At 42.8% G+C, this 24504-nt stretch carries 23 protein-coding genes and 1 tRNA gene; 9 read left to right on the top strand and 15 right to left on the bottom strand.

All coding sequences use genetic code 11. The features are described from left to right. The first annotated feature begins 51 nt into the window (after positions 1–51). Positions 52–519, top strand: a complete 468-nt coding sequence (locus tag FNW02_RS07775) for a GNAT family N-acetyltransferase (RefSeq protein ID WP_191756973.1) — start codon at positions 52–54, stop codon at positions 517–519. On the opposite strand, the gene FNW02_RS07780 is transcribed toward FNW02_RS07775, so the two are convergent. The 6 genes from FNW02_RS07780 to FNW02_RS07805 form a co-directional block, all read right to left on the bottom strand. Then, positions 485–1402 (bottom strand): sensor histidine kinase, encoded by a 918-nt coding sequence (locus FNW02_RS07780; RefSeq protein ID WP_191756974.1) that lies wholly within the window; start codon positions 1400–1402, stop codon positions 485–487. The genes FNW02_RS07775 and FNW02_RS07780 overlap by 35 nt on opposite strands. Positions 1403–1573: 171 nt before the next feature. Continuing rightward, entirely contained in the window at positions 1574–2170 is a 597-nt protein-coding gene (locus tag FNW02_RS07785) for an L-threonylcarbamoyladenylate synthase (RefSeq protein WP_191756975.1), read from the bottom strand. A 64-nt stretch (positions 2171–2234) separates the two neighbouring features. Next, positions 2235–3137, bottom strand: coding sequence for a peptide chain release factor N(5)-glutamine methyltransferase (gene prmC, locus FNW02_RS07790; RefSeq protein ID WP_191756976.1), 903 nt, complete (start codon positions 3135–3137; stop codon positions 2235–2237). A gap of 3 nt (positions 3138–3140) precedes the next feature. Next, entirely contained in the window at positions 3141–3977 is an 837-nt protein-coding gene (locus FNW02_RS07795; protein ID WP_191756977.1) for a Tic22 family protein, read from the bottom strand. 617 nt (positions 3978–4594) lie between these two features. Beyond that, positions 4595–4668, bottom strand: a tRNA-Pro gene (locus FNW02_RS07800). A 288-nt stretch (positions 4669–4956) separates the two neighbouring features. Next, positions 4957–5508: a GNAT family N-acetyltransferase gene (locus tag FNW02_RS07805; protein WP_191756978.1), complete on the bottom strand. Its 552-nt coding sequence runs from the start codon at positions 5506–5508 to the stop codon at positions 4957–4959. Between the two features lie 407 nt (positions 5509–5915). Here FNW02_RS07805 and FNW02_RS07810 point away from each other — a divergent pair, with 407 nt between their 5' ends. After that, positions 5916–6635 carry a hypothetical protein gene (locus FNW02_RS07810; RefSeq protein ID WP_191756979.1) on the top strand — a complete coding sequence of 240 codons (720 nt, stop codon included), beginning with the start codon at positions 5916–5918 and terminating at the stop codon, positions 6633–6635. Positions 6636–6734: 99 nt separating this feature from the next. Next, positions 6735–7667 carry an alpha/beta fold hydrolase gene (locus FNW02_RS07815; protein ID WP_191756980.1) on the top strand — a complete coding sequence of 311 codons (933 nt, stop codon included), beginning with the start codon at positions 6735–6737 and terminating at the stop codon, positions 7665–7667. A 34-nt stretch (positions 7668–7701) separates the two neighbouring features. Here the strand turns inward: FNW02_RS07815 and tsaD are convergent, their stop codons facing one another. Further along, entirely contained in the window at positions 7702–8748 is a 1047-nt protein-coding gene (tsaD, locus tag FNW02_RS07820; protein ID WP_191756981.1) for a tRNA (adenosine(37)-N6)-threonylcarbamoyltransferase complex transferase subunit TsaD, read from the bottom strand. A gap of 272 nt (positions 8749–9020) precedes the next feature. On the opposite strand from tsaD, the gene FNW02_RS07825 reads away from it, so the two are divergent. The 3 genes from FNW02_RS07825 to FNW02_RS07835 all read left to right on the top strand — a co-directional run bounded on the left by FNW02_RS07825 (position 9021) and on the right by FNW02_RS07835 (position 10450). Beyond that, positions 9021–9518, top strand: coding sequence for a Photosystem I reaction center subunit III (locus FNW02_RS07825; RefSeq protein ID WP_191756982.1), 498 nt, complete (start codon positions 9021–9023; stop codon positions 9516–9518). Between the two features lie 39 nt (positions 9519–9557). Continuing rightward, positions 9558–9692, top strand: coding sequence for a Photosystem I reaction center subunit IX (locus FNW02_RS07830; RefSeq protein WP_191756983.1), 135 nt, complete (start codon positions 9558–9560; stop codon positions 9690–9692). A gap of 236 nt (positions 9693–9928) precedes the next feature. Further along, on the top strand, positions 9929–10450 hold the full coding sequence (locus FNW02_RS07835; RefSeq protein ID WP_191756984.1) for a photosystem I reaction center protein subunit XI: 522 nt from the start codon (positions 9929–9931) through the stop codon (positions 10448–10450). A gap of 141 nt (positions 10451–10591) precedes the next feature. On the opposite strand, the gene gmk is transcribed toward FNW02_RS07835, so the two are convergent. Together gmk and remA are read right to left on the bottom strand one after the other, a co-directional pair. After that, a complete protein-coding gene (gene gmk / locus FNW02_RS07840) occupies positions 10592–11188 on the bottom strand; it encodes a guanylate kinase (protein WP_191757104.1) in 597 nt (198 codons plus the stop codon). A 175-nt stretch (positions 11189–11363) separates the two neighbouring features. Continuing rightward, positions 11364–11630 carry an extracellular matrix/biofilm regulator RemA gene (gene remA, locus FNW02_RS07845; protein ID WP_191756985.1) on the bottom strand — a complete coding sequence of 89 codons (267 nt, stop codon included), beginning with the start codon at positions 11628–11630 and terminating at the stop codon, positions 11364–11366. Positions 11631–11980: 350 nt separating this feature from the next. On the opposite strand from remA, the gene FNW02_RS07850 reads away from it, so the two are divergent. Then, positions 11981–12880, top strand: coding sequence for a phosphotransferase (locus FNW02_RS07850; protein ID WP_191756986.1), 900 nt, complete (start codon positions 11981–11983; stop codon positions 12878–12880). 90 nt (positions 12881–12970) lie between these two features. Here FNW02_RS07850 and FNW02_RS07855 read toward each other — a convergent pair whose 3' ends face one another. The 3 genes from FNW02_RS07855 to hetZ all read right to left on the bottom strand — a co-directional run bounded on the left by FNW02_RS07855 (position 12971) and on the right by hetZ (position 17768). Further along, positions 12971–15295: a transglutaminase TgpA family protein gene (locus tag FNW02_RS07855; RefSeq protein WP_191757105.1), complete on the bottom strand. Its 2325-nt coding sequence runs from the start codon at positions 15293–15295 to the stop codon at positions 12971–12973. 309 nt (positions 15296–15604) lie between these two features. Continuing rightward, positions 15605–16585, bottom strand: coding sequence for a PatU (locus FNW02_RS07860; RefSeq protein ID WP_191756987.1), 981 nt, complete (start codon positions 16583–16585; stop codon positions 15605–15607). After that, positions 16578–17768 (bottom strand): heterocyst differentiation protein HetZ, encoded by a 1191-nt coding sequence (hetZ, locus tag FNW02_RS07865; protein WP_191756988.1) that lies wholly within the window; start codon positions 17766–17768, stop codon positions 16578–16580. Before hetZ ends, FNW02_RS07860 begins: the two co-directional genes overlap by 8 nt. A 206-nt stretch (positions 17769–17974) precedes the next feature. Here hetZ and FNW02_RS07870 point away from each other — a divergent pair, with 206 nt between their 5' ends. After that, positions 17975–18448 carry a hypothetical protein gene (locus tag FNW02_RS07870; protein WP_191756989.1) on the top strand — a complete coding sequence of 158 codons (474 nt, stop codon included), beginning with the start codon at positions 17975–17977 and terminating at the stop codon, positions 18446–18448. Positions 18449–18535: 87 nt separating this feature from the next. Here FNW02_RS07870 and sds read toward each other — a convergent pair whose 3' ends face one another. Continuing rightward, positions 18536–19507: a solanesyl diphosphate synthase gene (gene sds / locus FNW02_RS07875; protein ID WP_191756990.1), complete on the bottom strand. Its 972-nt coding sequence runs from the start codon at positions 19505–19507 to the stop codon at positions 18536–18538. Between the two features lie 1441 nt (positions 19508–20948). On the opposite strand from sds, the gene FNW02_RS07880 reads away from it, so the two are divergent. Continuing rightward, positions 20949–21146: a hypothetical protein gene (locus FNW02_RS07880; protein WP_191756991.1), complete on the top strand. Its 198-nt coding sequence runs from the start codon at positions 20949–20951 to the stop codon at positions 21144–21146. A gap of 53 nt (positions 21147–21199) precedes the next feature. Here FNW02_RS07880 and murI read toward each other — a convergent pair whose 3' ends face one another. Together murI and FNW02_RS07890 are read right to left on the bottom strand one after the other, a co-directional pair. Continuing rightward, positions 21200–22078: a glutamate racemase gene (murI, locus tag FNW02_RS07885; RefSeq protein ID WP_191756992.1), complete on the bottom strand. Its 879-nt coding sequence runs from the start codon at positions 22076–22078 to the stop codon at positions 21200–21202. Between the two features lie 131 nt (positions 22079–22209). Further along, positions 22210–24117 carry an N-acetylmuramoyl-L-alanine amidase gene (locus FNW02_RS07890; protein ID WP_191756993.1) on the bottom strand — a complete coding sequence of 636 codons (1908 nt, stop codon included), beginning with the start codon at positions 24115–24117 and terminating at the stop codon, positions 22210–22212. Positions 24118–24504 lie beyond the last annotated feature (387 nt).

A 24504-nucleotide genomic window follows, 5' to 3' on the forward strand; every position in this document is an offset into this window, starting at 1 on the left:
CAAAATATGACTTAACAATCACCAAGATATTACCAAAATTGGGTGCTATACATGAATTATCCTCAGCTTCAATTTAGCGATCGCAAGTCTGAAATTGACCTTTGCCAACTCCAAGAACTGTTCAATATTTCAGCTTTCTGGGCAAAAGAACGCAGTCTTGAGGATTTAGGCATAGCCATTGCCAATAGTGACCCAGTAATTTCTGTCTCGGATGGAAATCGACTCATTGGTTTTGCCAGAGCTACTTCCGATGGCATATATCGCGCCACAATTTGGGATGTTGTTATTCATCCAGAATATCGTGGTAGTGGAGTAGGAAGTAATTTAGTACAAACAGTTCTGAGTCATCCCCGCATGAAGTGGGTTGAACGTATATACCTGATGACCACTCACCAGCAGGAGTTCTACGAAAAAATTGGTTTCCAACCCAACACTACCACCACGATGGTGTTATGCAGCCAAGCTAATATTGATGCCCTGTCTGCTACAGAACAGCTTCAGAAATCACTAGGGGGATAGATACTTGTAATCTAATAAACTGCTCACCTGGTTCCTTCGCAATTGGATAAGGCAAGATTTCCAACTTTCCTCCCATAACTTCCACCAAAGTTTGATTGAGTAATAGTTTCATTCCTGGGGAAAGACTGGCATTATCTTGGTCAGTCTGAGGTAGCTTGTCTCCAGACTTAATCAAATCAATTGATTCACTCCAGGGCATAGCATGAGTTGGCACATCTAACCAAATATGAACCAAATTATTTGTAGATATAATGCTACTTGAAATATTAATACTGCCTTCTTCCATCTGAGAAATAGCAGTGTCCACTAAATTTATCAATACTTGGCGCAGCCAACGGTGATCTGCCAAAACATAAATTTCTGAATCTGCGGGCAACATTTGTAAAGAAAAATTGCGATTTGCTGCCAGCATATAAGTTAAGTCATAAACCTCCTCCAAAACTTGGGCTAACGGTCTGGGTTGAATATCCAATTTGTTAGTACCATGTTCGGTTCTAGCAACACTGAGAATTTCATCCATTAGCTTGAGCAATTTTAGTGTCCGCTCGTGAGCTTGGGCAATGAATTCTCGTTCTTCTGCTGGATCTTCACACAGATCTGACAAAATTAACTGATGCAAGCCAATTAAACCATTAAGAGGCGATCGCAATTCATGAGTAGTCCGTGCCAAAAAGCCAGCTTTAAACTGGCTCATTTCCTTTGCCATTTGGTACGCCAGCTGCGTTTGCTGAATTTGCTGCTGAATTAATGGCACATGCTGTTGCTCTAATGGCGCTACTGGGGATGAGCTAGATGAAGCGTTTAATGATCGCGCAAATAACCAACGAAAACCCAACCCCAGTGCTAGTCCTACTCCTAGGTATATCCAGTTGCTCCAATTCATAGTTTGCTAATTTTCAACTTATTAATTGACCACAACAGCGCAAAATAAAGTTCCAGATTTCCCCATTGTTAATCAATCCAACAGAGTCTTCTAGGAGTCGGCTTTGCTCACGAAATTTAGCTACAAGATATCAGACCAAAATGAGGAAAATAACATTATATCTATCTATTGCTAGTTCCCAGTCGAAAAATCTAACTTAACTGCACCTTGACGCAAAATTTGCCAATCTATCCCTGTCCATTTAGCAACGGTGGAAGGTACACCAATTCCAGGCATTTCATCTTGGTAATCTGTAGTTGCGACAAGAATTTGGGAGAATGTAGCCTCAATTTCTGCCATCGTCTTTAAAGGCGGCTGACCGGATAAATTAGCGCTAGTGGTTGCAAGAGGGCCTGTTTCCTTCAAAATAGTTTGGGCGATCGCACTTTTTGGCACTCGGATACCAATTGTCGTCGGGTCAATGGGGTTCATGACTTTTGGTAGGCGATCGCTCGCTGGTAAGACTAAGGTCAATGCTCCCGGCCAATATTTATCTACTATTTCTTGCCAAATTTTATACTCCGTTTCACTACCTTTGACATAAGGCCACAAATCCTCAGCACTAGCTGCCATCAATATCAGAGGTTTGTCCTGACTACGCTGCTTAGCTGCAAAAATTAATTCTGCTCTCTCTGGTACAGCTGCAAGTGCAGGAACGGTATCTGTGGGAAAGCTCACTAAGAGGCCGGCACGCGCGCCAGCTATTAGGGTTTCTAGAGATTGGGTCATATTTACAAAGTTAGGAGTCAGGAGTCAGAAGTTAAGCGCTACTTCTCAACTCATAACTCTACACTCATAACTCAGCACTAATATAGGCAAGGGCAAAGCGTTCAATTCCAGCTAAATCAGCGTGAATTTGAATGTTGCAATAACTACCTTGATTTTGTAGAAGTTCTCGTACTGCATCCGCTTGTCCTGCCATCATCTCAATTAGCCACACGCCACCAGGTTGCAAATAACTGGGAGATATTTCTATCAAATGGCGGATGCAATCTAAGCCATCAGCGCCACCATTCAAAGCTAGACGTGGTTCATGGTTGACGACTTCCGGTTGCAGGGTAGGCAAGATACTGGTGGGGATATAAGGCGGGTTTGACACCATACCACTAAACTGACCTTTGAGGACTTCTAATGGCTCCCACCAGCAACCTTGATAAAATCTAATACGGTCAGCAAAACCTAAATTATGGGCGTTAGTTTGTGCGATCGCTAAAGCTTCGAGACTGTAATCAACGGCGTGAATTGTTGCCTCTGGTAAGACATCTGCTAGTCCCAAGGCGATCGCGCCACTCCCAGTACCCAAATCTACCCAGTGTCCTGACACACTGCTAGCAGCCGCTACAGCTAGATCAATTAAGCACTCTGTTTCTGGTCTGGGAATTAAAACTGCACTCGACACCGCGATTTTAAACTGTCGCCAAGGTGTGACTCCCGCAATGTACTGTACTGGTAAGCGGTCATGTAGTCGCCTTTGCCAAAGTTGCTCTAACTCTTCTAGAGGCTGCTCCATCTGAATCTGAGGCCAATTTTTAAAAGACTCCAAACGAAGCGCCAAACGATCTAACCCGGCTATTTCTTGCAGAAGCCAATCCACTTCTGCTGGTGGGACATTAGAGGCGATCGCCGCTTGGATTGCCTCATAACGCCACTGCCAAAGTTGTAAACCAGAAACTACCTTTGGCTGCTGCTTTGCCATCCCTTAACGTTGCTGAGGCTTTGCAGGCTGTGAATTATTTCGATTGGGAGCAGCAGGGGTCTTAGGTGTGTTGTTATTCCTAGGCAGCGTCTTGATATATTCTCTAGATTCTGGAGACGGCACTAGCACAACTTGATTCAACCAAGGATCGTTTTTATCTTGTAAAGTTTTAATAACCCCATCTACGTCTATTACTTGAATATCAGCCTTGGGATTCTTTGACTTCACTTGGTTCAATAAACCTTGTGCGTCTTGCTTGCTCAAGAATAAAGGAATAAGTTGCTGATTATCAGCTGTCAGTTTAATGGGTACATACCCCTTATCTGGTGCAAATCTGACAGCAAAAACAGGCACACTCTTAAACTGAGTTACCTGTTGCCCACTTTGGCGCAACAACTCCATTGCTCCCTTAATTTCTTGCTCGACAGGTTTAAAAGCAAACAAAAGACGGTTTGGTTGGTTTTTGGTTTGTTGCAATTGCTGATATATCACTCCCATTGGCACTGGTGTAACTTGTAGGTTTTTCACCATTTCGTCCATTTTGGGGTCTTTGCCTTTTGCATTCTTTAGTTCGTTGATAAAAGTCTGGGCTTCCTGCCGACTCATATAAACGCCCGTCACCGAACCACCACCTTTTTGACCATTTTGACCTTCAGGTAACGCACGACTTAGCGGTAAACCTTTGTCGTTAGTAATCAAGTAAACCGGTACTGAGTCTAATTTCTCTTTTATTTGTTGTTCTGACAATGCTAGCACTGGCACACTTGCACCAAGTACTGTTCCCAGTAAAGTACTACCGATTAAGCCCCATGTCGCGCTCCAGCGAACCAATGATTTCATAACTACTCCTCGTATCAATAGTTCAATTACGTTAGATAAATGGTTGGATTTGCACAACACTAACTTGTTTTAGTTATATAGCAATCTACTTGAGTTGTAAAAAACTCATGGTAGCTGTTGACTGTTAACTGTCAATGGTCAAAAAATTGACTGTACTAAAGTTGTGTTTTCCTTTTTTTTCGCCTTGCTATTCACTGCAAAATGCTATGGATGCCTGTTGTATGTCTTCTCAAGCAATGAAAAATGTCTGTAACCCTGAATGTGATGAATGCCATTTTATTGCCTTTGTCTAATACGTGTGACGCCATTTCTTAATTTATCGTTCCACCTGCCGTTAGTTTAATATGTGCTCGAATTTATACAAAACACGATTTTAGAAGTAATTTACTCCTTAGCCATCTAACGTACCTATTAGTCTTTAAGATTCGGCATAATAGTAGCAAAGTAAAATTTGTCTTTTCCGGGAAACTAAGCAATTTAAATGCACATTTTAGCAATAAAACCTCTAGTCAATCTCTAATTAAAACAGAGTAAATTTTGATTTTTTTATTTTATATATCAATAAACCCCAGATTTACTAATGTATCTAGGGTTTATTAACTGAATATTATATAAAATCGGGATGACAGGATTTGAACCTGCGGCATCCTGCTCCCAAAGCAGGCGCGCTACCAAGCTGCGCTACATCCCGTTTAGATAGATCTACATTATTTATGATCTGGTTTTGGCTTGCCAATCATAAAAGCGGGCTTCATCGTAATTATATCAGATGAAGCAGCTTATTGCTCACACTTTTTATTTTTTGTAAAGATGATAGTTAATTTTATCTTTACACTAATAAAAGTTTTAAGCTGACCTAAGCTCTACAAAACATAATACTTGCTTATGTGTCGGTTGAGCTTGTCCAAACCTACTAAATATAGACTTTAACTATCATAGCTGATTTTCTTAGCGCAAGCTGTTTTATTTAGAGTGAGCATCAGTGAGGATACCAAAACATGCCTTTGATCCCTTCTGGATCGGCCATAAACCCCATTGTTCGGTAAAAATCTACGACATGCGGGTCAGCGAAGAGAGTAACATTGCTAATCTCTTCACTTCTGAGTTTCTTGAGCACGTATTTCATCAGCGCTTTTCCCAGTCCTTGATTTTGAAAGTCTGGGTGAACTACCACATCCCAAATAGTGGCATTAAACGCATGATCCGAGGTAGCACGGGCAAAGCCAATGAGCCGCCTTTGGTTTCCTCGTACTTGCCACATTGAGGCAACGAGAAAACTATGCTCAATGGCTTTTTTGACTTTTCTTAGAGGACGACGCGACCAACCAACTGCATCACAAAGTTCTTCTAGTTCATACAGGTCAATGTCTCGCTCCGTGCTGAAGACGATGCGAGTCTCTTTTTGAGAGGCTTCGCCAACGCTACTAGGGCTGGAGTTACCCACAGTTTCCGCTGTATGCTCTTCAAAAGGAGTTGTTCTAGTTGTCGCTACAGATTCAGGAGTACTAAACCAAGTTTTCCAAAAACCCATGCCAACGCGGTTCGGGTAGTATAACTGAATTGGTTTCCACTCTCAAGAGTGTTGATTTACGCTTAACATAGCTACTGCCATTTTTCTCCCTAATACTCAAAGTTTTTCGGTTATTTTCGGGATTTGCAATGGTAAGAGCTAGTTTGAGCGTGTTTCACACCAATCATTTTCAACTTTAGCATTTTGTTGTAAAGCCTAGGAGAAATTCACCAAAAGGGAGGATATGAGAGTGAATTGTACATAAGTAGAGGTATTGAGGATTGGAAATTAGGGACTGGACAACCTCAAAGTGAAACGATATTACATAGTCCCCAGTCACTATTACCCATTGCCCCTTATCTCCAGAGGGTGCTCCCAGTTTCCTAGTTCCCTAATGACACGAAAGCAAGCGAGTCTTACACCTAACAATGGCTTCTGGTTTAAAATCCTCGACACTGGAACTCCTAAAGCGCTTTAACCGAGCGTTTCCTCAGTTTTATGAGCAATTTGTCAGCAGTGAGATTCAACTGCAAAATTTGCGGTTAGCCTACCGTCTCTATAAAACTAGACGCGCTGTTATAGAACTGAAACCGGAAGGTAGCAAGAGTGCCCTGCATTTTGCCTACCGTAACCAGTCTTTTCTCCTCAGCGATATTTTTGGTGTGCTGGCAGCTTATGGGTTGACTATCCACGGCTTAAGTCTATATGGTCAGATCCGACCACCAATGTTAGTTTTTATCAAGCTGCTGGTATCTCGTGGCAGCAAAGCGCTGACCGATAAAACCGCAGAAAATGTCTGCCGCGCCATTCGCGAGGCTCTAGGAGGGCGGTTTGAGGTAGAAGAGATGCTAGCGGTTGAATTCAACCTTGACACTGGCTTAGAGCAGGTACAAACAGAGTTTTACGTCGATCCGGTCTTTCATCTTCCTGCTTTAGTTGTTGAAGCCGATAATCAACCAGGATTATTTTATAAAGTAATGTACGCCATCTGGCAGGAAGACCTGCTGGTAGTCAATGCCAATTTGTTGGTTTGGCGCGGACGTACACGTCTAATTCTCTACTTGTTGGGGCCAAATGAAAGCCTCATTCCTGAGTATCTGGGTCACAAAATTGCTGAAGGGGTGCGACAGAGGTTGCTAGGTCAATAAACATGCAATTAAAAATGCAAAATGCAAAATTCCAAATTTTTAATTTGCCTCTCCAGTTCCATATTTAGTCGCACTCGCCCTTAAGGGTACGATAAAAGTATGGCAAACATCGAAATCTTGGGCGTTCCACACGCATACGAGCTTACAGCTCCCATGTCTTCCTGCCCCCATACTTTAGTGTTTATCCACGGTTGGCTCAATAGCCGTGGATACTGGCAACCTGTGATTTCTCGTCTATCAACCGATTTGCAGTGCCTATCTTATGATTTGCGGGGTTTTGGTGAGTCCCAATCTCACGCAAAAACCGATTTTAGTCAAATACCAACTTCTGCGAGCCTAAACTCTATTTCCAATAGTGTGGTTGGCTCAACTTTCGATTCTCTTTATACTCCTGCTGCCTATGCTCAAGATTTAACAGTCCTCTTGCAACAGATGAATATTACCAGTGCTTGGCTAATTGGTCACTCTTTAGGAGGCACGATCGCCCTTTGGGGAGCTGCTCAAATGCCTGAGTGTGTTAAGGGAGTTATCTGTATTAATGCAGGCGGTGGCATTTATCTTAAAGAAGCTTTTGAGCAGTTTCGCTCAGCAGGTCAGAAATTTTTGCAAGTTCGGCCGCGCTGGTTATCTCAGATGCCTTTGATTGATTTGCTATTTACCAGAGCGAGTGTGGCACGTCCCTTAGAGCGCTATTGGGCGCGTCAGAGAGTGATTGATTTTGTTGTAGCTGACCCGGAAGCTGCTCTAGGAACACTGCTAGACTCTACAACTGAAGAAGAAATTAACCGCTTACCCCAACTAGTATCTCAGCTTAAGCAGCCAGTTTATTTTTTAGCTGGTGCCGAAGACAAAGTTATGGAACCTAAGTATGTGCGGCATCTAGCTAGCTTTCATCGACTATTTCAATATTGTGGTGATAATGTCATCGAAATTCCTGAGTGTGGACACCTGGCTATGTTAGAACAGCCGGATGCAGTTGCAGAGCACATCCAGGCAATAGTCAACAGTCAACAGTTAACAGTCAACAGTTAACAGGCATTAACTTTGAACAAATGATAGATGACTATTAAACAGCTTGATACAACTTCATTACCTGAGTCAGCGCTAACCTAGACTCAACACCCAGGGTGAGAGGCGATTTATGACCACAAGATAGATGTTCAGCAGCCGCACACCCAATCATAGCAGCGTTATCGGTACAGAATTTTAGAGGGGGAAATAGCACACGCAGGTTATGTTCGGCAGCTGCGGCTTGTAGGTTTTTTCTTAGACCGCTATTAGCTGCTACACCGCCACCAACAGAAATTGTGTCTAGACCATAATCAAGAGCACAGGCGATCGCTCTTTTGGTTAGCGATCGCGCTACGGTTTCCTGAAAGCTAGCTGCTATGTCTGCTACTGGTACTTGCTCACTATCTTTCTCTAACTGCTGCACTAAACGTAGTACTGCTGTCTTTAACCCACTAAAACTTGCGTCATAACGGTGATACCCGCCACCAGGTAAAGAAACTTTTCCTTCTGGTAAGGTAAAGGCTTGAGGATTACCTACTTGTGCCAACTTGTCAATGACTGGCCCACCAGGATAACCCAGCTTTAATAATCGCGCCACTTTATCAAAGGCTTCACCCGCAGCATCATCACGGGTTTCACCTAGTGTTTCGTACTTACCACAATCCTTGACGTAAATCAAGCTTGTATGTCCGCCAGAAACTAATAAACTTAAGAAAGGGGGATTTAAACTTGGCTCGCTCAAGTAAGTTGCGTAAATATGTCCTTCCAGGTGATGAACACCCAAAAAAGGTTTGTTGTGTACCATCGCCAAGGTTTTAGCAGCAGTTAACCCTACTAACAGCGCTCCTACGAGTCCAGGGGCACAAGTAGCGGCAATCCCGTCAATTTTTTCCCAGTCTAGTTCTGCTTTTTGCAAAGCTTTGGCGATCGCCTCATTTATCGTTACCAAATGCTCGCGAGAAGCCACTTCCGGCACTACCCCACCATACAACTGATGGACTGAGATTTGTGAGGCTACGATACTACTGCAAACTTGACGATTGTTAACAATTGCGACGGCAGTTTCATCACAACTAGTTTCTATTGCTAAAACGGTTGCCATTAAGAGTGCTGAGTGATAGAGACAAAATGCTGCTTCTCTACTACCCTACAACAACTTCCATACTCAGCACGAGCTAAACCATAGCTATCAGCGCTTCAGTACTCGGAACTCGACAACGACTTGTTTGAGAAGCTTTAACTTTTATTTACTTAAACTTTACTCAGTTCCCACGCAAGAGTATGATGACATCCTAGTTATGCAAATAAACACTGTACAAGCCGCTTCGTTTTGTACAAAAAACTTTTTGTTTTGTAATAAAAGGAAACAACTCCATGCGACGATTGTTTGCTTTGATTTTAGCGATTGGTCTTTGGTTCAATTTTGCCCCTCCAGCAAAAGCTCTGGGGGCTGACCTTGTACCTTGTAAAGACTCTCCTGCTTTTCAACAGCTAGCAGCAAATGCCCGTAATACCACCGCCGATCCCGAATCCGGGATCAAGCGATTTGAGCGTTATTCTCAGGCGCTGTGTGGTCCTGAAGGTTATCCCCACTTGATTGTTGATGGTCGTCTTGATCGCGCTGGTGACTTCCTGATTCCCAGCATTCTCTTCCTCTATATTGCTGGTTGGATTGGTTGGGTAGGTCGTGCCTACCTACAAGCGATCAAGAAAGAAGGCGGCAACGTGGAATTGAAAGAAGTAATCATTGAAGTTCCTTTGGCATTGCCACTTATGCTGTCAGGCTTTACTTGGCCCCTAGCAGCCATCAAAGAATTTCTGTCTGGCGAATTAATAGCTAAAGATACCGAAATTCCCATTTCGCCACGCTAACCCTTTTTGCAACTTTTGATTTATTTGGGAGAATGATTCATGCAGCAGAACTATTTCGTTAAATATCTATCCTTGGGACCAGTTTTACTTTTTGTCAATTTGTCTTTTACAGCCGTTGTGTTGATTTTATTTAACTACTGGTTTCCTGACCTACTTTTCCACCCATTACCATAAATTGAAGACAGGATTAAATAATTTGTTAGCAGTTAGTTGACAATTAACTAATAACTACTAACTACTAGCAAAATAGTTCTTTGAAACTCGTAATGCTGGAATCAGCTAGCGAGTTTCATACTTTTAAAAGCAGGTAAATTAATTTTTCTAAACTTATTAGTTAAAAAACATCTTTGGCTACAATTATTATTAATATAAAAATGCCACCATTCTAATTTAGAGGCGAACATAACAATATGGCGCAAGCAGTAGATGCATCAAAAAATCTCCCCAGCGATCCGAGAAATCGTGAGGTTGTTTTTCCCGCAGGACGCGATCCGCAGCAGGGCAATCTAGAAACTCCAATTAATGCTTCTCCCTTGAGCAAGTGGTTTATTAATAACTTGCCCGCTTATCGCCCAGGTATCACTCCTTCCAGAAGAGGGTTGGAAATTGGTATGGCTCATGGTTACTTGCTGTTTGGCCCCTTTGCTAAACTGGGCCCTCTGCGTGATACAGCTAATGCCAATTTAGCGGGATTACTGGCAAGCATAGGTTTGGTTGTGATTCTTACTGCCTGTCTATCCTTGTATGCGAGCAGCAATCCTCCTAAAGCACTCGCCAGTGTTACCGTACCCAATCCTCCAGCCGATGCTTTTAACTCCAAGGAAAGCTGGAATAACTTTGCCAGTTCTTTCTTGATTGGTGGTATCGGTGGTGCAGTTGTTGCTTACTTTTTGACTAGTAACTTAGGACTAATTCAAGGTTTAGCGGGTTAATTTAGTCATTAATCATTGGTCAGCAGTTAGTAGTTAGTAGTGAAGAAATATCGACTAACAAATGACAAAGGACACAAAGTTTTTTCTTTGTGTCCTTTTCTAATTATTACTAAAAATGGGCGTGTTGTTAAGGGTACTAAATTATCCAAATAAAGCTGCTTCAATGTCTTTTAAAGCGGTTTCAAAATCGTCATTAACGATTTGAATATCAAATTCATTTGCGGCTTTAATTTCTTCTTGAGCACAGCGCAGACGCCGGGCGATCGCTTCTTCAGAATCCTGGGCGCGACCGCGTATACGTTTCTCCAATTCATCAAAGGAAGGTGGCAAAATAAAAATGCTGAGGGCGCTAGGGAAGGAAACACGAATTTGCCTTGCTCCTTCTAGCTCAATTTCCAGCACCACCAACTTGCCAGAGCGAATTTGGTTAAGCACAGCTTCACGGGGAGTGCCATAATAGTTACCAGCAAATTCCGCCCATTCTAAGAATTCGCCTTGAGCAACCAATTGTTCAAACTTACTGCGGCTGATAAAGTAATAGTTTTTGCCATCGATTTCCCCTGGACGGGGAGAACGAGTCGTCACGGATACAGAATAATATAGTTCTGGATGACGCTGTAGAAGCGATCGCATTAAAGTGCCTTTTCCAACCCCACTAGGGCCAGTCAAAACAATTAGCCTGCCACTGGGCGGGCATTCTTTGGTAGCACCACTCTCAATAGGTAAAACTTGCATCATCCGTTCAATCTGTGAATTAATCAATAAATATTATTCATTAGCCAGTAGTCTTGTGTTCGTTACCAAAACCACTGTTGACTAAGGAATTTGTAGCACGGGTGACAGAAAACTTGTCTAATTCACATGGTACTGCTGATACGGTGCAAATAGAGTGAGGCTGTTAACCGATTCTTAATTAATTATCTACAGCCTGATGATCGCGGGAAATTACGAAGCGATTTGCTACCGTTTCCGGCTGAATCGCTGACAGAATTACGTGGCTGGAATCAGTGATAATTACAGCCCTAGTCCGGCGGCCGTAAGTTGCGTCAATCAGTTGGCCTCTGTCCCGTGCATCGGTAATGATCCGCTTAATCGGGGCAGACTCTGGACTGACAATAGCAACTACTCGTCTGGCAGACACGATGTTGCCAAAACCAATGTTGATTAGCTGAATGTCCATATAAAAAAACTGACACCAAATGCGGTGTGAGAAGCTTGTAAGAAACTTATTCCCATGTTATCCCCAAAAATGGGAGTTAAAACGCTTAAATTCACGTCAGCCTTAGTTTTTAAATAAGGTCTGCTTTTTTTTAGCGGTTTATCAGCTAAATTAACTTAAAATCTACCCAAAGATATAGGCGAGATTACACTGATACAAGCTATTCGACTGATGTAAATTTATTTTTAATCACAATCTGATATGGAATTTGATGGAGAACAAAATTGATTGGAACAGTCTCGCGCTGACTGTGTTGGCTCAGTACAATGTCAGTACAGATCGATTAGTGTTTTTGGGTCATAGCGAACAATGTGACGTTTCGCATTAATACACGGGATGCTGAAAATTGCGAGTCATTTCTTCTCCGTATCCATCACCCAATCGCCCAGTTCTGCGATCGCATTTGGCAGCAACACGCCGTTATTGAGTCGGAACTCACGTGGCTGATCGCATTGCATCAAGATACTGATTTGGTTGTGCCATACCCCGTGCAAAACCTTACTGGCACTTTCATCACCTCTGTCGCAATTGATGACATCAGCGAAACGTTCAACTGTACACTATTAAACTGGGTTGATGGTTCTCCCCTAGACACCGAACCCACATCAAAACAGGCTTGGCAAGTCGGGGAACTTATGGCTCGGTTACACCAACACGCAAGCCTTTGGGAGTTGCCTTCGGGCTTTATACGACCAAAATACGACTTTGAAAAATTACATACTTCACTGATGGGGTTGCGATCGCTAGTTAATACTGGCACAATATCTGTTACTGATTTCGCTGTCTTTGAGACTGTGGTGCAGCGAATTTGTGAGGTGATGAAAGCACTCGAAAAAACACACCATAGTTGGGGTCTAATTCACGCAGACCTGAATGAGAATAATTACATCTTTCACGCCAAAGAAGCACGACCCATTGACTTTTCCTGCTGTGGTTTCGGTTATTATCTTTATGACATTGCCTCTACATTAAAACATCTATTTCCCGAAAACCGTAAATCGTTCCTCAGTGGCTATCAGAACGTGCGCCAACTGCCCCATGAATATCAGAATATTTTGGAGGCATTCTTTATTGGGGCAACGGTAGACAATTTTGCTTTTCTAGCATCACAGCCAAATGAACATGATTACCTGTCGCAGGATATACCTTATGTAACCGAAAAGCTCTGTAGCAAATATTTGAAAGGCGAGCCATTTTTGTTCGATTTCTAGCTGTTCTGCTTTGGTATCAGGCTCTACTAGTTATTGTTATAAGTAACTATTTATACAAATATTCTTTATTAGTTGTTTGGCTAAAATGAATTATTCTATGTTTTTAACAAGTTTTCTTGATTTAAAGTCCTTTTTCACTTCTTCCCATCTTTGTCGAAGTTGCTTCAAGTCAGGAGGATGACCACCATAACGCCAGCTAACATAAGCTTGACAAATTTCATCTATTACCTGAGCGATCGCCGGAGTATGATGCTGATGTGATACTTGAGCATATTCCAATGGTGTTTGTGCTGGATGCTTACCTAAACCTTTTTGAGCCGCCCATTGCAGCATTTGTTGATAAAGGCTTTCCATCGCAGGCAATTTCTTTAACCATCGGCGATTGCGCCACTCTCGCCACTGACCCCAACCCAGCCAACCTAAGAAAGCTCCTATAGTCGTTAAGATTAAGCCAGTCAATACACCAAACCAACCTTGAGAAAATAAAGCGAAAAACCAAGCGATCGCCCTAGTTACCCAGCTAAATATTATCCCAAACACATTATTCAGCAAACCCGTCACCGGAGAGGGTAGCCACCCTGCAACCCATTGCCATAAATGGCGTAAGACGCTAAACGTCTGAGTATCCTCAACTGACGGGGGAATTAGGGGATGATTGGGAATTGGATCAAAAGCAAACCAGCCATATTTGGGAAAGTACACTTCCGTCATCGCGTAGGCGTCTGTATTTCGGACAACATACATCCCCGTGAATGGATTAAACTCTCCTGCACTAAACCCCGCCACCAACCGTGCTGGGATGCCAATGGAACGCAGCATCACTGTGAGAACGGTTGAGAAGTGGTCAGGATAGCCTCCTTTGTGCTTGAACAAAAAAGCTTCTACTAAGTCTTCTTTTTCACCCAAATAAGGCAGTTCTAAGGGATTTTGGGGAAGAGAGTAGTTTTGCTTTAAGTACTGGGCTAAGTAGAGAGCCTTTTCATAGGGTGAATCGAGTGTTTTAAAAGACTTTGCCACTCGTTCCCGATTGTAGTTAGCGAATATTTCTTCCGTGCGTTGCCGGACTTTTTCAGCAATTTCAGGAGGAATTTGTAGATAATACTTTTGAATTTGCTGCGGATATTTTGTCGGAGCTTGTCCTAATAAAGTGCGATCGCGGTATGGTACTTCAGATATTACTGTATAGGTGAGGTCTTCTGATAATTCCACAGGCGATCGCAACCCGTCTTCCTTATCAACAGCAATTATTGGTGTAGGAAAGTAAATTTCTTTGGGATAAGCCATCGCTGGAATCAGGTTAGGCAAATCTGATACCACTGTATAAGTTTGCACCACCTCTTTGGTTTTACTAGTAATCCAAGGTGGGGAAAGAAAAATTTGGTAAGACCAAGGCGATCTCTTGATGGTAGTAACATCTTCATTACGAGAAACCTCCCATCCCTTACCTGTATAACGGTCAAATCCCAGGACTCGCCAAAAACCCTCGGCTTGCGATCGCACCCGCATCACAACTTTCGGTGTCATCTCACCCCGGAGATTTTGATTAATCTGGCTATTAAAACCGTAATAAAAGCCCTTATCTACTTTTCCTGGTTGGCCGGTTTTGTTTTGCCCCGTACCACTACTACTGCCCCCCTTATTACCATTACCTCGGCGAACATAACCGGGATTGATAATGCTACGCCCTGTAAAACCTCCTTTTACATCGATAGGAGAACTTACAGGAAATGTCCGTAACTGGTAGCCAGGAAACCGGGGTAAAATAGCAAAAATTGCCAGCCCCAGACTGACAATTATCAAAAAATTAATAATTAAAAATTTTATATTTAAACTTGAAAACTTCCCTTTTTGGAATATTTCCTTTTTTGTTTTTAATTGCTGTAAGCCCAAGCGTGAGCGGTAATCTAATACTAAAGTTGGCAGAGCGATCGCTAAAAATAATAACAGCATCGGTGCAAAGGCTAAGGTCTGACTCAACGTCCCAGCCACACCGATTAAAATTAGTCCTATGACAATTGAATAACCCAAGTTTTTGCGGCGGGGTGTATCAAAGCTATGCAGCACTTGGAGTTGTATTAATAATTCTGCTAAACCCAACCGTGTATCATTCAACTCTCCCACTAACCGCCCAAAGAAAGCGCCCAGTGCTACTAACATCCCTATAGCAATACAGAACTTGATTGTAATATTGGCGTAACCACGACGGTAGTAACTCCAAATTGCACCGACTAAACTCAAAAATAACGCCCAAGGACTGAATGCAGTCTCAGCGGCAATATCTGTTGCCACAATTCCCAAAATAACCAACGCTAGCACTAGCACCCGCAAAGAAATAGAATCTTCCACTTCTGTTAAAGGCGACTCCTGCGTATGCTGCCAGAAATTATTTACAGGGAGACGCCAAAACCGATTCATCCTGGATAAGTTAAACATTTTGAGTCTAAGTAAAGCAATGATGTAGATGCTACGCGGACATAATACTAGTGACGTAAACGACCCCCACCTGAAGCTACTCCCCTTGAGAAAGCTTTCTTACCCTTTCTTTAGAGACACTTTAGGTATTTATGGGGGCCTTGTGCGTCTTATATTAAATGCCCTTCTCAGAGCCGCTTTTCCTAAACCCCTAATGACCGCATGTTGAAAAATAGGATAAGCTTCAAAACCAGGAAAATCATCTTTATATATCGGCGTTGATTAACGTAGAGTGCTAGCGCTGGCAATTTGCTACATTGTGGAACTAATCAAAAACAACAGTGGTTGTTCACCTATTTCTGGAAACTCAAATTCCAGGGTATAGGTCTGGCTAAGTTGCCTACAGTATAATTCTACACTTAAGCTTTCTGGGCTGGAAGACTGTGACGTTGCTAGGGTGCCATTCCCCTGAAGCGTCATAATTCCTTTGGTCGGTAAATCTGCCTGAACAAGCAACTTTGTCAAGTTACCCAAAGACTGGCATTCTACCTTGATGTTCAGAGTACCGACACTAGTTAACCACTGTCTTTCTACCACTGGATTAGTTGATGAAAGTGGTAAAGTTAGATTCTCCAGCAGTTGTTTAGCTGCCAGCAATGACAGTGCCATCTGTTGACGTGGTAGTAAATCTGTGTATTCGCTCTGAATGTTGGGCATTGTTTCCAGGGCATCTACAGATCGATAGGTGCTTCTTAGCACCAGTCCAGCTATATCGTTAAGCGTCTGGGACTCAGTAGGAAAAAAGCTTTCCACCACCTGAACTAATTTTGCCCCTAACGGTACTGAAGACGTGAGTAAAGCTTGACACTGCTCTAGTAATTGCCGGAAAACTCTTTCTGGCAAAGGAAGTGGCAGATTCAGCTTCGATTGCTGTGCCATCCATACCCAGGTAGGTACTAGTGCGATAGATGATTCGTCAACAAAATCTGGATAGTCTGTTAACTGTGTTTCCCAAGGAAACAAAGGTGGGTGGTCTTGGATTTGGATTTGTAACCGACGCTTAAGGACGGCTTGGAAACGTTCTTGCACAGTAGGAATTTCTCCCAGTTGAAAGGTTTGGGGTGTTCCTCTCAATTTTTGCTGGTCACTTTTTGAAGTGGCAGCTTCTTTGAAAAGGTTTTCTCCCTCGTCAATTTCCTTACACTCTACCAAAGGCTGCTCGCAGTTTTTGACATTGTCTGTCAGTAACAAATCGAGAAACTGGTGTTGTAAGGATTCTGAGTCACTATTCATGAGTAGATGCACCTGATCCGGACACTAACGAGTTACGAATTTCCCAAGCTTGTTCAAGAATCTTAAACCATCGTTTTTGTAGTTGTGCCATTGACAGCCCCAAAGTTTTTGCAATTTTTTCGTCGGATTGTCCTTGTTGCTTCAACTCTAGTAAAGAACGCTGTTTATCGTCCAACTGTGCTGTGTATACTTGCCATTGCTGGGGAGTTAAGCCCAAATTTGTGTGCAAAGAAGCTTCCAACCACTCATGAACTAGTTCCCAGCGATGCAACAAGGCAAATCGGATCAGATGATACTTGAAGCGTTGCTGTAAGTAATCCCTCTGACGAGGGGTTAAACCTAAAACTGACTCAATTTCTTGTGCTGATAAATCCTGGAGGCGGAGGGAAAAGTAATCAGCACAGTCAGATTGTTGCCGTTGTTCGAGATAATCCATTAATTCCGTAATCACTACGGAACGTAATGTATCTTCTTCTGGTTCTGGTTCAGATTGCGTCGCCATCGTTGAGCGCAATTGCTGCACTGCTGGCTCCTCCCAAGAACCATCGGCTTCGTTGCTGCTACCTTCTGCTGCTTGTTCTATGTCTACGCTGGTTTCTGGGGGTTGCTGTTGAGAGAAAGTTTGCGCTCGCAAAATAATTAGCTGCTGTTGACGACCTGGTAAGGGAATGCGTCGTTTGCCATAGCGCTCGGTAAATGCCATGTACTCTGCCAACTCCAGTAATGTCTGGGGACGATAGGTGGTGCTGAGTTGGTTTTCCCTGCGGAAAGCGTTTAAGGCCTCCAGATAAAAACTCTGTAAGAAATCTTCAATTATGGTCAGCCGACCTTGATAGCTCAGTTGCCTCTGAGGCGGATTAATGTAACGATAAATAATTGCACTCAAAGTACTGTGTAATTCTACCCGTCCGCGATTTGAACCCAACAGATAGTACCTGAGACACTGTTGTAGGCGATGTCGGGCTAGGGTCATTGCCGAATTTTCTACAGCACCAGAAGCTTGGATACGTTTGCTTTCACTGCAAATCCGGTAGACTTCGGTGTTAATTCGTGTCGCCACATCGTGGCAATTCTGTTCCGAAGCTTTGGTTGACTGCTGAAGCTCCTTGAATAGGAGTTGAAATATCACCTCCACGCCGATAGAATTTTCTCCCAGAATAGTTGCTGTTGCGGCTGAATTCATAGTCTCGGTTTTTTAAAGGCCCTAACATACTTAAATACAACCTGTGCGACTGTGGGTATTGGCTTTGTGTGTTTTGCGTATAAGCTAAACGCAGGCCAATCCTGCGTTGAGGATTTGGCTTAATTTATTGTTCCCAATTTTGTTTCGATTATTCACACTTTAGATAAATGTTATAGCCATTACCCAGGAGCCGTTTACAAGTCATTATGGATTTAGAAGCACAAATTCAATTGCTGATTGACAATGCACCCCACGATGGTATAACACCACAACTTATCGCAGCAATCGCCCCTGCGCTCAGCGCGATCGCTCAAAAGTTACGCTACCCCCAGTACTATATTCTTCAAAGCTTGAAGAAAGATTGGGTTCTAACTACATTGAGCAACCGTGCAAATCCAAAATTGGAAAAGCGCGTGATTTATGCTTTTCCTACCTTACAGGATGTCTCACTAATCTCCTCTGCTGGGCTTGACCCTCAACTAATGGCTACAGCCATTCCTGTCATTAATATTTTGTTCCAGTTGGTGGCACTAGAACCCGTAGATAGCATAGTTTTTTTTGAAACTCCTGGTGCTACTACCAATGCCATTGAAGTACTACGAAGTGAGTTGCAAAACCTCGTTCAACAAAAGCTACAACAAAGCAAATCACAGAGAAGCATACCCCCTGATATCGCTTGAGTTGGTGACTGGGGATAGGGGGAAATGGGTTAGCTGCGGGGAAAACTGTTTCCTAATTCCTAATTTCTAATCCCCAGCCCCTAGTTTTTAATAGAGTCGGCTCAGATTATATTCAGCTATGTTAAGCAAGGCCTGGTGGGATTCTGAGGGTGGCAGAGCCGCAAGATGCTCAGTCGCTAACTTAGCATGGTGAGCAGCTAATTCTCGCGATCGCTGTATACCTTGACTATCTTGAATCAGCTCCAGCGCTTGCTCTAAATCACCTTCTTGGGCAAACTGTCGTTTGATTAGTACTTCCAAGTATGGTTTTTCCTCTAAAGCAAATAAAACTGGTGCAGTCAAATGACCACTTTTGAGATCCGATCCCACTGGTTTACCCAATGTATCTGTTGTACTGGTGAAATCTAAAATATCATCCACAATCTGAAAGGCTAAACCAAGATGACGCCCGTAGTTATACAAATGCTCGGCTGTTCCTGGCGAAACTTCGCCCAGTAATCCAGCTGCTTTAGAGCTGTTGGCAATTAACGAGGCGGTTTTGTAATAGCTCTTTTCCAGGTAAGACTCAATTGAGATTTCAGTATCAAAGCGACTCAATCCCTGCTGGATTTCCCCAGATGCCAGATCCATAATTACTTCCGAAAGTAGTTTCACCACCTCCAGATTGTCCAAATTAGCCAAATACCAAGATGATTGAGCGAAGAGAAAATCTCCTGCTAGTATGGCAATGCGGTTTCCAACGAAACTATGAATAGTCGGAACACCACGTCGCATATTTGACTCGTCCACCACATCGTCGTGTACCAAGCTAGCTGTGTGAATCATTTCCGTAATTTCTGCTAGGCGTCGGTGACGAGGTGTAATGTCTTGTTCTAACATGATCGCCCGCGATATCAGCAAGACAATTGCTGGTCTGATGCGTTTCCCCCCAGCCCCGAATAAATGTTCGGCTGCTGCACAGAGGATGGGGTGGCGATTTCCAACTAGCTGTTTTAGGTTATCTGCTAGTATTCGCAAGTCTGCTTCCACAGGGGTAAACAGGGAGGTGGCTGGGGTCATGAATGGGCGGACTCTGGCTTAGGTTACGAAAGTTTACATATCCTATACTCATTTTAAGATAACCCTGTGCCAGCGCAAAGTTTTCATCAAGTAATCCTACACTTAACTTATTCTTCAAGAAATCTTGATGGCGGTAAGAGTGTCTGTTGCTGGCAGCAAGAACCTTTTTTGTGCATTTCTAATCTTTTGGCTTCGCTTTTCTACACTCATTAGTCTCGAAATAAATGTGTGTAAGCATTACTTCTAAAGTAGTAATGTGCATTTTTGCTCATTTTCTGACAATAGTCCCACATATATCTTTATATTTATGTCAATAAGCAATTGTGCTCTACTTTTTACGAATACGTAGGTATTCTGTATATGGAGCAGAAGGTTTCTTAAAGTTATATTACATCTTATTCCAAAATTGTACGTTTTCTGACATGTAATCAAGACTAAACAGAGTAATATTACTTATTGACAAAATAGATGTTGATTTAAAATTATTACAAATAGAGTTAAGATTAGTTTATAGAAGCTTGACGTTCAAGCATCTAAAAAATTTTAAATTTAGCAAACAAGTTGGCTGAAAAGTCAGAGTCATTGTGTTACGCTAAAATCAAGGGATTTTAAATTTTTCAGATATTCGCCCTCCAAAGGTAGATCACCTACAGATGATTTTACCTAATTGGTGTTGCGAGTCTAAAATAACTCGTCGTTGGTTGAATCTAGGAGATTATTCCTTTGATTGAACCTACGGTATACAGAACTCCTAAGTAAGAGCTACGTAATTTCCTTATAGGAAGTCCTTCGGGTAATCTTCTCTTGTAGGCACTTTATGTACCTTGTTTATTCTTAGGAGTACGATAACACCTTTGAGAAGCGTAGCTACCTACGGAGGAGCCGGCACTATCTTAGGGAGCTAGTCTGTTGCAAAGAGAAGTCTGTAGCTTGCTTTCCTACGGAACGCTACGCGAACCCGCAGGGTGCGTCGGCTACTCTATGGGAATGCCTAAAGGCAAATCGGCGTAGACCTTCGGTAGATGCACAGCGGCTTCTCGCAGAGTAGCTGGCTTGTCAGAGACATCAAAACTTCGGGGAGTTCTCACCTTTGAAGAAACTGGGGTAGTTTATCTCATGCATGACTGGCGTTGGAAACGTCTTCAGCGCAGTTTAAGGCAAGCGTTTCTTTACTATAGTAGTGCGTAAGAAAATAATGCAGGCCAGGTAGACTGCTGAGGAGTGTAGTTATAAATCGCTAGTTAGCAATTTATAACTGCTGTAGGATGTATGGTCTGCAAAAAACTAAATTTAATAGAAATTCGTTAACCGAAGAGAACTGAACTCTCTGCGGAAAATTTTGATATAGCAAATTATAGCCATTAAGGATGCACTTGGTTGGCTAAAGCTTTGCTAATTTTATGAAATTCCATATTCGTTTGGCAAAAGTGCTGGTAGAACAATGATTCACGGAAGTATGTCTATGATGATTTTTATTTTAGCGGCTGGATATTTGTTTACAGTCTACTTGTTATTAGCATTGGCAAAGCGAACGGTTAAAAAAAATGTTTCTGCAAGTGTGCTTTCATCTGACAAAGGTAAACATCAACATGAGAGATCAATAAGAACAACGGTGACTGAAGCTGTCAATAGTCAATAGTCATTAGTCTAGAGTCAAAATAATTTTAATCCTTGACTCTTGACTAATATTAATTATCCAACATGATCTTGTTGGAGTTGGGATGCGGTATCTGTGAAGCATACCTTGTCAACCATTGGCGTATACCCTAGCCATTTTACTCCTGACTGGGCAAATTGTTGCGGACAACCGCTGACAGCGAAGCGAGTTGGTAATGGTAGGTGGGTATTCTTTAAGCCTAGTAAGTCTAATTCTTGGGTACAAGCTGCCACAACATGGACAGCTGGATCAACTAGCTTTACATGAGATGGGAGGAGCGATCGCAATACTGGTGCAAGATGAGGATAATGGGTACAGCCGTGGACTAAAGTGTCAATTTCCTGTTGCAATAAAGGCTCTAGATAGGCTCGCGCTACTTCAGTAGTGTAGGGGTCGTGAATGCGGTTCTGCTCAATCAGTGGTACAAATTCTGGACAGCCGACTTGCCAAACTTGGACATTAGGATCAATTTCGAGAATAGCTTGCCGATAAGCATTACTCTTGGCTGTGGCAGGAGTCGCAATTACACCGATGCGTTTTCCTTGTTGCACAGCTGCCCTTGCCCCAGGTAAAATCACTCCCAGAATAGGTATATTAAATTCCTGACGCACAGTTTCTAGCGCGAGGGCAGAACTAGTATTACAAGCCATAATCACCATTTTTACCCGCTGCTGTTGCAGCCAGGTGAGGATTTCACGCGCAAACTGTAAGATTTCTGCTTGGGAACGAATACCATAAGGAAGTCGAGCCGTATCCCCAAAGTAAACAATTGATTCATTGGGGAGTTGCCGATATACTTGCCGCAATACTGTAAGACCGCCCACACCACTATCAAAGATGCCAATTGGGGCACGTTGGGGTTCTTGATCAGAAAAATCGTAAAGATTCCCTTCAAAAATGGAAGATGAATACACAGGCAGATGTTGATTTAGGTTTTTGAATTTAAAATACAGAATTTAGCAGAAAATTCACCAATTAACCACTAAATACTGCACGTAAAAGAAGTCTAAATACTACCTCTTTAATTAGTAAGTTGTACTACATTTTACCTCTGTTGTAAGTACCTGATGATGCCGCGAGCGATCGCCTCTGCCATACGATTTTGATAATCTGCCGTTGCCAATCTGGGATTATCCTCCCGACCAGACATATAGCCTGTTTCAACTAAAATCGAGGGCATAGAGCTTTTCCTGAGAACGTAAAATCGGGCTTTGCGCGTTCCCCTATCTTTGAGGGTATCGATATTCTGAAGAATGGAATTACGAACTACTTCAGCCAAAGCATAACCACTGTCGTAATAATACACTTCTAATCCATTTACATCAGAACGACCATCAACAGAATTAGCATGAACGCTGACAAACAAAGTAGCATTAACTCGCTCGGCAATATCTACCCGTCCCTGAAGTTCTACGAAAAAGTCAGCATCTCGTGTTAGTACTGCTTGGACACCATTTTGCTCTAAAACGGCTGCTATTCTTCTACCAATAGGTAAAACTACATCCTTTTCTAGCAGTCCGCCTAAACCAGGAGCTCCAGAGTCCTTACCGCCATGTCCGGGGTCAATAACTACTAATAATTTCCCTTTGGGAACCGAGGTACGCGGCTGTGGCTGTGATAAAGGTTGAGGATTATCTGTAGGATCTGGCAATGGTCTCTGATTTAGCGACGGCACAGGCGGCAAAGCAAGGGTTGGTGTTACTCCTTGAGAACTTTGTAATTGTAGAGCCAAAAGCTGGTCACTAACTTGATTGAGTTCCCCAATTTGCACTCCCGCCGCTGGTTGAACCAAGACAACTACAGTATTAGATTCTTGTGGTTGTAAGCGTACCCGCAGGATGGGGCTATTGGCATTAAAAGCAGGGCCGGTGACTTTAGGAGCTAGGTTAGCGTTGTTAATAGTAATGCGGAACAAACCAGACGTTCTATCCCAACCTCCTGTAGCAGATAAAGTTTGGTCGGCTCTAATCAGCAGTTGTGTACCATTACCAGCCAGTTCCACAGATTGAATAGTAGCAGGCGAGGTAGTAGGTGGTATGGGCGGTGTATTACCTCCAGGTAATTGAGCAACACTACGACTGGGCAGAATCACGAAACCACCGATACTGCTCTTGGTTGCCCGCCAGTCAGGACTATTTTTGTCCACCTGCAACGTCATACGAACAACAGGTGTTCTTGTTTGCCGTTGAGTGAATTGGATACGACTGACACCATAGCGATTAATCACCACATCACCTTGCTCTAAACTGGGTGATAAAGATGCGCCAGCAATGTCGATGTTAATTAATCTTTGATCGTCGCTGCGATTTACCTGAATTTGAGGATTACCACCACTGGTGCGGATAAAAAAACCATCGCCTGTGATTCGCAAGTTCTCAATTTGAGTCACGCCTGCTGCTACAGTATTGAGTGTTCCTGTGTTAGGTGTGTTAATAACAGGTTCCGTAACAACATTGTAAATATTTCTTGGGGAGAACAAGGGCGTGGATATCTTTGGGGGAGGTGCTGTCGCTGTAACTTCTCTTTGCTGACCTCCAATATCCGTTGACGAGACTACTTGCTCAACTTTTGGCGTAGGTAATTGTACTGTCCAATTACTAGAACTATTCCCGACAAATTGTACTTGCTTGGGGTCTAGAGTATAACCAGGAGTGAGTTCGACGACTATACGCGTTGTTTGTTGGTCAAACTGCCCAACACGGATAGAGCGAATTGCACCGCCTACCTGTTGTGTTAGCTGCGGACGCCCAAATGTGGTTTCTGGCAAATCAATGACCAGACGAGTTGGGTTGAAGACTAATTGCGCTTTGGGTTGGACAGCCCCCAAAGTGTTGATTTCTAATTTGTTTTGGTTGGCATCAAAACGCCAAGATTCAAGTCTGGCAGCCATTGCCGGCAAAGACAGCATGAAGATAGTTCCAATAGTACTGGGTAGTAACCAGTGTAGTTTCACAGTATTTTCTCCTGATTCACATTTATGGGAGCAGTCAATATTTCAACCTATTGGCAATCCTCACACCCTCACTCCCAGGCTTGAGCCTTGATGCCTTGCTTGAGTTTTGCGCTGATCTAAATACACACTTAATGGCGTAAGATTTTAGCACGTTACTCTGATTTTGCCATGCTGTTAACGCCTAAAAATTTGACCAGCAAAGCATCAAATTACACCAAAAACGAGAAATTAACCAGAATTTAGATAATTCTAATCAATCACACTGGTATCAGTCAGAGATTCTCGCTGTCTTATTAGTGAGCAATGCAACAATACAAAAATTTTCTATTGCTGTCACCAGTTGACAGTCACTATAAGATTAATGTTTAGAAAAATATTTACAGTTAG

Source organism: Komarekiella delphini-convector SJRDD-AB1 (assembly GCF_014831675.1).
Classification (GTDB): domain Bacteria; phylum Cyanobacteriota; class Cyanobacteriia; order Cyanobacteriales; family Nostocaceae; genus Komarekiella.

Coding starts and splice junctions, on each gene's coding strand:
- FNW02_RS07775 (WP_191756973.1), top strand. CDS start 52: ATGAATTATCCTCAGCTTCAATTTAGCGATCGCAAGTCTGAAATTGAC.
- FNW02_RS07780 (WP_191756974.1), bottom strand. CDS start 1,402: ATGAATTGGAGCAACTGGATATACCTAGGAGTAGGACTAGCACTGGGG.
- FNW02_RS07785 (WP_191756975.1), bottom strand. CDS start 2,170: ATGACCCAATCTCTAGAAACCCTAATAGCTGGCGCGCGTGCCGGCCTC.
- prmC (WP_191756976.1), bottom strand. CDS start 3,137: ATGGCAAAGCAGCAGCCAAAGGTAGTTTCTGGTTTACAACTTTGGCAG.
- FNW02_RS07795 (WP_191756977.1), bottom strand. CDS start 3,977: ATGAAATCATTGGTTCGCTGGAGCGCGACATGGGGCTTAATCGGTAGT.
- FNW02_RS07805 (WP_191756978.1), bottom strand. CDS start 5,508: ATGGGTTTTTGGAAAACTTGGTTTAGTACTCCTGAATCTGTAGCGACA.
- FNW02_RS07810 (WP_191756979.1), top strand. CDS start 5,916: ATGGCTTCTGGTTTAAAATCCTCGACACTGGAACTCCTAAAGCGCTTT.
- FNW02_RS07815 (WP_191756980.1), top strand. CDS start 6,735: ATGGCAAACATCGAAATCTTGGGCGTTCCACACGCATACGAGCTTACA.
- tsaD (WP_191756981.1), bottom strand. CDS start 8,748: ATGGCAACCGTTTTAGCAATAGAAACTAGTTGTGATGAAACTGCCGTC.
- FNW02_RS07825 (WP_191756982.1), top strand. CDS start 9,021: ATGCGACGATTGTTTGCTTTGATTTTAGCGATTGGTCTTTGGTTCAAT.
- FNW02_RS07830 (WP_191756983.1), top strand. CDS start 9,558: ATGCAGCAGAACTATTTCGTTAAATATCTATCCTTGGGACCAGTTTTA.
- FNW02_RS07835 (WP_191756984.1), top strand. CDS start 9,929: ATGGCGCAAGCAGTAGATGCATCAAAAAATCTCCCCAGCGATCCGAGA.
- gmk (WP_191757104.1), bottom strand. CDS start 11,188: ATGATGCAAGTTTTACCTATTGAGAGTGGTGCTACCAAAGAATGCCCG.
- remA (WP_191756985.1), bottom strand. CDS start 11,630: ATGGACATTCAGCTAATCAACATTGGTTTTGGCAACATCGTGTCTGCC.
- FNW02_RS07855 (WP_191757105.1), bottom strand. CDS start 15,295: ATGAATCGGTTTTGGCGTCTCCCTGTAAATAATTTCTGGCAGCATACG.
- FNW02_RS07860 (WP_191756987.1), bottom strand. CDS start 16,585: ATGAATAGTGACTCAGAATCCTTACAACACCAGTTTCTCGATTTGTTA.
- hetZ (WP_191756988.1), bottom strand. CDS start 17,768: ATGAATTCAGCCGCAACAGCAACTATTCTGGGAGAAAATTCTATCGGC.
- FNW02_RS07870 (WP_191756989.1), top strand. CDS start 17,975: ATGGATTTAGAAGCACAAATTCAATTGCTGATTGACAATGCACCCCAC.
- sds (WP_191756990.1), bottom strand. CDS start 19,507: ATGACCCCAGCCACCTCCCTGTTTACCCCTGTGGAAGCAGACTTGCGA.
- FNW02_RS07880 (WP_191756991.1), top strand. CDS start 20,949: ATGATTCACGGAAGTATGTCTATGATGATTTTTATTTTAGCGGCTGGA.